At 60.4% G+C, this 4,561-nt stretch carries 5 protein-coding genes and 2 pseudogenes; 3 read left to right on the plus strand and 4 right to left on the minus strand.

Annotated elements, in window-relative coordinates:
- The 3 genes and pseudogenes from AC1DSN_RS18700 to AC1DSN_RS18710 all read right to left on the minus strand — a co-directional run.
- Nucleotides 1-237, minus strand: a pseudogene (locus tag AC1DSN_RS18700) (hypothetical protein); the annotation flags it as partial.
- Nucleotides 237-1,376, minus strand: a complete 1,140-nt coding sequence (locus AC1DSN_RS18705) for a hypothetical protein (RefSeq protein WP_213947138.1) — start codon at nucleotides 1,374-1,376, stop codon at nucleotides 237-239. The pseudogene AC1DSN_RS18700 and the gene AC1DSN_RS18705, both read right to left, overlap by 1 nt.
- Nucleotides 1,377-1,723: 347 nt before the next feature.
- Nucleotides 1,724-2,701, minus strand: coding sequence for an alpha/beta fold hydrolase (locus tag AC1DSN_RS18710; RefSeq protein ID WP_477332165.1), 978 nt, complete (start codon nucleotides 2,699-2,701; stop codon nucleotides 1,724-1,726).
- 486 nt (nucleotides 2,702-3,187) lie between these two features.
- On the opposite strand from AC1DSN_RS18710, the gene AC1DSN_RS18715 reads away from it, so the two are divergent.
- The 3 genes and pseudogenes from AC1DSN_RS18715 to AC1DSN_RS18725 all read left to right on the plus strand — a co-directional run.
- Nucleotides 3,188-3,601: a hypothetical protein gene (locus tag AC1DSN_RS18715; protein ID WP_477296045.1), complete on the plus strand. Its 414-nt coding sequence runs from the start codon at nucleotides 3,188-3,190 to the stop codon at nucleotides 3,599-3,601.
- Between the two features lie 94 nt (nucleotides 3,602-3,695).
- Complete coding sequence (locus tag AC1DSN_RS18720) at nucleotides 3,696-3,917, plus strand: hypothetical protein (RefSeq protein ID WP_063572592.1); 222 nt, start codon at nucleotides 3,696-3,698, stop codon at nucleotides 3,915-3,917.
- 104 nt (nucleotides 3,918-4,021) lie between these two features.
- Nucleotides 4,022-4,153: pseudogene (locus AC1DSN_RS18725) on the plus strand (type I methionyl aminopeptidase); the annotation flags it as partial.
- A gap of 8 nt (nucleotides 4,154-4,161) precedes the next feature.
- Here AC1DSN_RS18725 and AC1DSN_RS18730 read toward each other — a convergent pair.
- On the minus strand, nucleotides 4,162-4,561 hold a 400-nt coding region (locus AC1DSN_RS18730; RefSeq protein WP_477332167.1), incomplete at its 5' end, for a family 4 glycosyl hydrolase.

The raw sequence follows: 4,561 nt of genomic DNA on the forward strand, positions 1-4,561 counted from the left end.
GGTGAAGGCGATGCTCTTGAGTACACCGTCCACCTGGCTACGCACCAGGACGCTGTTGGACGGCGTCACGGTACCCGGCTGCGAGCGGTAAACGACGAAGCCGCCCTGGCGCGCGGTGGCAATCACCACCGGCACGCTCTGGTCGGCATCCGACGCGCCCTTCTTCGAACAGGCGACACCGGCGATCGCGACGACGCCGAGGAGTATCGGCCCAAACCGGGAGAACTGCGTGGCCATCAGAGTGCCTTCTCGTAGACGCGGTAACGCTTATAGTCGCGGCCACCGATGGCCTCGATGATGTTACGCATGCCGTCGTTGTCCTCGAGGATCCACGACAGCTCGACCTCTTTCACACCGCGGGCGACGAGGTGATGACGCACTGCGTCGATCACCAGGAAGGCCAGGCCCGGGCCCAGTGGGGTGTTGTGGAAGCTCTTACGTACGCCCATCAGGGGCACGCGGGACGATGTCGGGAACTTCACCTTGAGGCCCCACAGCAACTTCGCCCAGTTGAAGGGCAGCAGCGAGCCGCCGAAATCCTTGATGACCTCGTTGACGTTGGGCAGCGCAACGATGAAAGCCGCCGGCACACCATCGACTTCGGCGATCTGGATCAGCTCGGAAGCGATCAGCACCTTCAGCGTGTGGCCGAGATCCTTGAACTCAGCCTCGGTGAAGGGCACGAAACCCCAGTTGTCCGACCAGGCGTCATTGAAGATGTCGCGCAGCACGGCGAGCTCTTGATCGAACCGCTTGTTGTCCAGCGGACGCACGGTAATGCTCTGCTTGGACCTGCCGAGCAGGCGCTTCATCACCTTCGGTTCGGGGAAGTCCGGCGCCACCACATAGGCCAGCATGTCCTTGGCCTTCTGGTAGCCGGCCTGTTCGATGCGTGCACCGTAATAAGGCTTGGTGTGACCCATCATGAAATAGGGCGAGGTATCGAAGCCGTCCACCAGCAAGCCGACTTCGTCGTTGATCGAAAGGCTGAGCGGGCCGCGGACGCGCTTCATGCCCTCGCTGCGCAGCCAGGCTTCCGCCGCGCCGATCAGGGCGTCGAACGTCTCCTGGTTGTCTTCGGCATCCAGCATGCCAAAAAATCCTGCGTCGTCCGCATGGATCTCCAGGTGCAGGGAATCGATCTGGGCGCTGATCCGGCCCACCGGCTTGTCGCCACGGTACGCGATCCAACCCTTCCAGCGGGCGTGCTCGAACCAGGGATTGGTCTTGGCACCAAGGTGCAGGCGCCGCTCGAGGTTCAGCGGCGGGATCCACGCAGGATCGGAGCCCAGGATGGACCCGGGCAGCTTGATGAAGCGATCCAGGTCCGTCTTGACATCAAGAGGGACGATACGCAGCGAATCCGAAGTGCTCAAAATGGGACTTCCCGTGATCAGGCGAAAATAATGTCCGCGCCGGGCGATACGAATCGTTGCCGTAGCGATAACAGTGCGGCTGACCACATGGGGTCAATACCGGCCCTGATCCAGTACAAGCGTCGAAAACGCTCCAGCACTAATGCGGCCTGCGAATCCTTCGCCCGCGAACGGTCATTTTAGACTTGGGGAGGTCAATTTGATATACCCCGGCTATCAGCGGGCTGAGTATCCGCTTAGCTGGTGAGGGCCTATTGCCGATAAGGCAAACATGCAAGCTTTTTCCTTAAAGACCGTTGCCGGCCCGAAAAGGATCAGGGTGACGCATCGACCGTGTCTTCAATCGCCTACACCACGACATCGGGAGCATCCATCTGAATATAGTGACCGGTGCCCGGGACTGCCTGAGCGGATCCTTGGCTGGAGCGCGCTGCTTCGCCCGCATGGAGCCCAACCAGCATCGTGTACTCCGCATCCGCTTGTGCTTGCGGCTGCCCCTCCCTCTTGGAATCCGGACCGCGGTACAAGACACGAACAGGTTTGTCCCCGTACGCCCCCGGCGTTGCGGCCAACTGCGCAGAGCTCAAGTAGAACGTGTTTTCCTGCTCCCAGACCATGGCGCGCTGCGCACCGTAACTCAGCGACTGGCTTATGAGCTGCGCGTTAATGCGAGGACTGAATTCAGGATCATAGTCGGCGGCACACGACGCATAGAGCGGACGACCCGCGACTAGCGCTCCAGCCTCAGCCGCGGCCACACACCGTTCGGCATCCCGAAAGCTCCGTCGATTCGCACGGTCCCAGTCCGCATAGGTCCGCCCATCGACTCTGTTGTAACCCTCGGCCTGGTGCTCGTTCGTGGGGTCCACCAGCACCAGGCCTGAGACGTCGTCCAGGTGTTCCGCCGCGTAAAGTCGAACGATCATGCCACCCATGGAATGTCCCACCATGACAAAGGGTGGCCGGGCATGTGCTTTGGATAGCAGCGCGTGTAAGTCGTCAACGGCCTGCTGGATGGTTCCCGGCTTATGCGGCGGATCACTGAAACCGAAGCCGGCCCTGTCGTAGGAACATACACGCGTGCGCCTTGRAATCGCCGGCTGAATTCGCGCCCAGGTGGTGAGTCCATCGCCATGCCCAGCCTCGAGCACGACCGTCGGCATACCGCTGCCCGTGCAGTACAGATTGAGCCGGCGCCCTCCATCGACGGCGATAAGTCGAGACGGATGAAGGTAGACGGCATCGTCGACCGGTAGTTGGGTCTTCCCCCCGGCCTGCGCCGCGAAGACAAACAAAAAACCCAAACAGATGAAGCTTTTTTTCACTTTGTAGCTCCAGAGGGGCTTGCATCAATCCGGCCTTCCGTCAGCGACGATCGGGGGTGGGCCTTCCCCGTGGCATCGAACAGCTCCAATTACCCGCCCTTACCCCGTGCAGTCAGCTCCAGCAGGCTATGATCACCCACGGATACATCAGAATCCTTGAGCACTAAGGTTGCCGAACGATCCTCGTCGTGCACGTACATGCCGATGGCGTCGCGCTCCGGGCAATTGAACGCGATAGCGCCACTATCCGGATGCTACCGGTAAGCAAAAGGCTTATGGCAGCGCCCAGCAGGAATACACGCGCGTCGGCCCTGCGCTCCATTCTCCCCGTCAGTCAGCATGATAACGATCCGCCCCGTCTTGCGACTCTGGGCAGACTATCCCTTGCGCATGTCCGCGAAAACACAACTTCTGATTGCGCTCCACCCAGACATTCTGGTTAGATAGCCGCTCGTTTTTCTCATCAAGGAATGCATGATGCATAAGATGATCCTGGCGACCGTCCTGGTTGCAGGCGCCGCGTTTGCCCAGCAGTCGCTCGCTGCACAATGCGACGCCAACTTCACGAACGAAGGCAGCTTTTTCAAGGGCCACACATTCAAGACAACGGCGACCCTGAAGGGCGCACCCAACGATGTGTTCAAGGCCGTCTATCAGCAGGTTGTCAAGGAAGGCTGGACCATATCCCAGGCTGATAAGGAACTCGGAAGCATTACGGCGACCCAGACCGTGTCATACGGAAACGGAAAAACCGCGCCGCTCAACGCCATGGTCGAAAGTGCCGGCAGCGGTAGTAAGGTGTCCTTCGTCTTCCAGCTGAGCGGWGGCACCAGCTCGCCGGAGGAAGCCGTGAAAAAGGGATTCTGCACCCTCCTTTCGACCGCGGGCCCCGAAGCATAATCGGAAAATCTTGCTGTCCGTAATCGCGAATCCCGCCCGTAGGCGGGATTTTTTTTGGAGTATCTTTCGCGGCATACCTCTGAGGACATGCGCGATGCTCCAGCGGAATAAGTATTGGTTCGGTCCGAAACGATTCGGCATCGGTATCAGTCCCAAGACGTGGGAAGGCTGGGTCTGCGTTATCGTTTATTGCCTGGCGATGCTGTTGTTTCGCCGTCTGGCCCATCCAACGCCTGGCGCGCTCGCTGGATTTGGCATTGTCCTCACCATCCTTCTTTTCGCCGTGATGTTTGCGAAGTACGGCTCGCAGAAGTAGGCACGGACGTTAAACGGACCGGCAACAGAGCGCGGAACCTAACCGAAGTCCGGCAGAACGGCTGTTTGATCATAATATACATCGTGGCCAGCGAGTTACGAGAGCCGGTGTACACCCGCGATGGCWAGCTTTCCGCCCAGTTCGAGCACACGGCAGCCGTGACGCGCACCGGCGTGCAGGTGTTGACCCTGCGGCCGGGCGAATCCGCACTATGTCCTGTGGCGATACCTGCTTAGCGAGTGCCTCATCCGTGCCGGTGAACCGGCCCCTGACACAAGCACTCGCCATCTTCATTGGCGTGACCCAGAAGCGCATCGAGCAGATCGCCTGAAGGCGTCCACTGCCCGATCGCCGGATGGATCAGCATGGCCTTGCGCGCCTCGAGACGACGGTCGTTCAACACCGACGCGATCGCCGCACGCTCGTACGCCTTGACCGCGCGCACGAGGCCGTTCACGGCATCAGGCAACGGTGCGATGGGACGCGGCACGATGGAATCCAGCGAGATATCCGAGGCGATCTCGACGATGTCGTCGTCGGGAAGGTCCGGCATCGCACCGCGGTTGCGCGTATTCACCACGATGCGCGCCGGCTTCGCACCGGTCAGGCCACTCATCACGTCGATGGCGATGCGGTGGTAACCG

Source organism: Luteibacter sp. P4_D7_3 (genome assembly GCF_056401735.1).

Bases quoted from the DNA above. Each gene is read 5' to 3' on its own strand.
- AC1DSN_RS18720 (WP_063572592.1), top strand. From the start codon at position 3,696: ATGCTCCAGCGGAATAAGTATTGGTTCGGTCCGAAACGATTCGGCATC.